Source organism: Neisseria sp. P0021.S006, assembly GCF_051956895.1.
The window spans coordinates 1-2346 of record NZ_JBQCWZ010000140.1 but is presented as its reverse complement, the minus strand read 5'-3'; the positions used below and the strand labels follow the sequence as shown (position 1 = coordinate 2346).

General features: G+C 45.4%; 3 protein-coding genes and 1 pseudogene. All 4 read left to right on the top strand.

Going from position 1 to position 2346, the window contains the following annotated elements; all coding sequences use genetic code 11:
* Nucleotides 1-641: pseudogene (locus tag ACTHUM_RS11665) on the top strand (replication-associated recombination protein A); the annotation flags it as partial.
* Between the two features lie 187 nt (nucleotides 642-828).
* Nucleotides 829-1044: a hypothetical protein gene (locus tag ACTHUM_RS11660; protein WP_004519973.1), complete on the top strand. Its 216-nt coding sequence runs from the start codon at nucleotides 829-831 to the stop codon at nucleotides 1042-1044.
* Nucleotides 1025-1441, top strand: coding sequence for a low molecular weight protein tyrosine phosphatase family protein (locus ACTHUM_RS11655; protein WP_234395576.1), 417 nt, complete (start codon nucleotides 1025-1027; stop codon nucleotides 1439-1441). The genes ACTHUM_RS11660 and ACTHUM_RS11655 overlap by 20 nt, the downstream gene beginning before the upstream one ends.
* Before the next feature lie 182 nt (nucleotides 1442-1623).
* A partial coding sequence (locus tag ACTHUM_RS11650) for a CNNM domain-containing protein (RefSeq protein WP_440402937.1) occupies nucleotides 1624-2346 on the top strand: 723 nt, incomplete at its 3' end.

Genomic DNA, 2346 nt, shown 5'->3' with positions numbered 1-2346 from the left:
TGACCGCCGAATTTCTTGCCGACAGTTTGGGTGCGCAAATCCGTCGTTTTGATAAGGGTGGCGAGAGTTTCTACAATCAGATTTCCGCGCTGCACAAATCCGTGCGCGGTTCGCATCCTAACGCGGCATTGTATTGGTTCTGCCGTATGCTCGACGGCGGTACTGACCCGCGCTATCTTGCCCGCCGCATTGTCCGCATGGCATGGGAAGATATCGGCTTGGCCGATCCGCGTGCTTTAACGATTGCCAATGATGCTGCCGCTACTTATGAGCGCTTAGGCTCGCCAGAAGGGGAACTCGCTTTAGCTCAAGCCGTGTTGTATCTCGCCGCAGCCGCTAAATCCAATGCAGGCTATAAGGCATACAACCAAATGCGCCGCTTCGTCAAAGAAAACGCCAGCGACGAAGTACCCGTCCACCTGCGCAACGCCCCGACCAAGTTGATGAAAGAATTGGGCTACGGACGCGAATACCGCTATGCCCATGATGAACCCAATGCCTACGCTGCTGGAGAAAGCTATATGCCCGACGGCTTGGACGAACCGGACTTCTACCAACCCGTCCCGCGCGGGCTGGAAATCAAAATCGGCGAAAAGCTGAAATGGTTGAAATCCTTGGATGAAGATGCGCTGGATGATTAAAACAGTAAATGTGTCTCAAGTTTCAGACGGCCTTTGGCCATTTTGAGCGTAATAAATTGTTTAATATTGGCATTATATCTTTAATTTCGCTATAATTTTGTCATCCTATTTTCTTGCCGAATAATCGAATACATAAAAAATTGCGGCTGCTGAACCCGATTTCCGAAACAAAATTAGAAAGCAGATAATGGACAATTTAGATCAAAGTCGTAGCCGTGCATGGCGACGACATCAAGAGCAACGCCCCAGTCATCGTGTACATGGCAAAAATCCTTTGAAATATAAACCTGAAAAAAAGTGGGATTTGATGTATCTCCGCAGCAATAAAATCAAACGTGCACAAAAACTGGGTTTTATTTATCCGTTCAGACAGCATGAATTTGATGCTGAATGGTTTGACTAACTCAAAAGATACATTTTCGATTCAATCGAGATGGTTTTCACAAGGCGGATACTTTCCGCCTTTTTTAATTTTTATGAATGCACTTTTTATTTGTAGTCGTAACCAATGGCGCAGTCCTACCGCTGAAACCGTATTTCGACGTTATCCAAATGTACAGGCACGTTCTGCAGGGACCAGCCCCAATGCGCGGCATACTGTTTCCATAGACGGCATCGCATGGGCGGATAAGATTTTCGTGATGGAACAAAAACATAAGAGCCGTCTGTTGGCACAGTTTCCCCGTGCTTTGCAATATAAGGAAATGATTGTTTTAGATATTCCTGATGATTACAGATACATGGATGAAGAGTTGATAGAAATATTGAAGGAAAGTGTCGTGCCTTATCTGTATAAATAATGAGGTTTTCCGTAAGATTATCTGAAAAAATATGATTGACTTTTAAGTGAAATTTATTTCAATACCATCATTTGCTTCACGCATCACTGACAAATAAAACGCAAATCTAAAATCAAATTGAATTTTTCAGACGGCCTTTGCTGTTTGAATATTTTTAACCTATACCATACACACACATTTCCATGAATATTTTTGAAGCCTTACTATTATTGTGCCTGCTGATTGTCATTAGCGCGTTTGTGTCCTGTTCCGAACTCGCGCTTGCCTCGGCACGTAAAATCAAATTGCAGGTCATGGCGAAAGACGGCGGCGATACGCGCGCGCTTGACGTAATCAATATGCAGCAGCAGCCAGGCAGTTTTATTACTGTCGTCCAAATCGGATTGAACGCCGTCGCCATTCTTGCCGGTATCGTCGGCGAGGCGGCAATACGTCCGTATTTTGGCAAACTTTTGGAGAACGCAGGCAGTTGGGGCAGCACAGCTGCCTCTTTGCTGACCTTCTCGCTGGTTACAGGTAGCTTTATTTTAATTGCCGACCTGATGCCCAAGCGTATGGCAATGACCCATCCCGAAGCGGTGGCGGTACGCATCGTCCGTCCGATGATGTTTTTGATTTTTATCTTAAAGCCCCTTGTCTGGATTTTTGACGGGTTGGCAAACGCAATATTCAAACTCTTCAAAATCTCAACCGTCCGTCAGGAGCAGCTGACTTCGGAAGATATTTATGCCGTTGTTGATGCAGGCGCGCAGGCTGGTGTATTGAAAGAACAAGAACACTATCTGATTGAAAACATTTTCGATATGCAGGAGCGCACGGTGACTTCCACCATGAGCACGCGCGAATATATCGCCTATTTTGACAAACATGACGACAGCGATACCGTGTTGGAAATAATGTCGGAA

What these genes read in the sequence shown, in the direction of transcription:
- ACTHUM_RS11660 (WP_004519973.1), top strand. Translation starts at nt 829, where the DNA reads ATGGACAATTTAGATCAAAGTCGTAGCCGTGCATGGCGACGACATCAA.
- ACTHUM_RS11655 (WP_234395576.1), top strand. Translation starts at nt 1,025, where the DNA reads ATGCTGAATGGTTTGACTAACTCAAAAGATACATTTTCGATTCAATCG.